Source organism: Bacillus sp. SIMBA_154 (assembly GCF_046536015.1).
GTDB classification, from domain to species: domain Bacteria; phylum Bacillota; class Bacilli; order Bacillales; family Bacillaceae; genus Bacillus; species Bacillus pumilus_P.
This window is the reverse complement of record NZ_JAWJBV010000622.1, coordinates 1-239: the sequence shown is the minus strand read 5'-3', so window position 1 is coordinate 239 and position 239 is coordinate 1. Positions and strand designations below refer to the sequence as shown.

General features: G+C 41.4%; 1 protein-coding gene. It reads right to left on the bottom strand.

Annotated features, from left to right (window positions below; genetic code table 11):
- On the bottom strand, positions 1-217 hold a 217-nt coding region (locus R0K30_RS23370), incomplete at its 3' end, for a hypothetical protein (protein WP_410613401.1).
- Between the last annotated feature and the right edge of the window lie 22 nt (positions 218-239).

Genomic DNA, 239 nt, shown 5'->3' with positions numbered 1-239 from the left:
GCTCATTTATTTCATCCCCTTGCGCTGCCGCTAAATAATAAGCGACTAGTAAAGCTGCATTACTACCTGATGATTCATTCCCATGAACACTGTAACCCATCCATACAACACTTGGCTGCTCCGCTGTTTTATTGTTTGAATTATTTAGGCGAGCTAAGTGCGCTTGGCGAGTTTTTTCTATATTTTTTAATTTGTTAGCCGCAGTAATCGTTAGCATAACTAACGGGCGCTGCTCATGA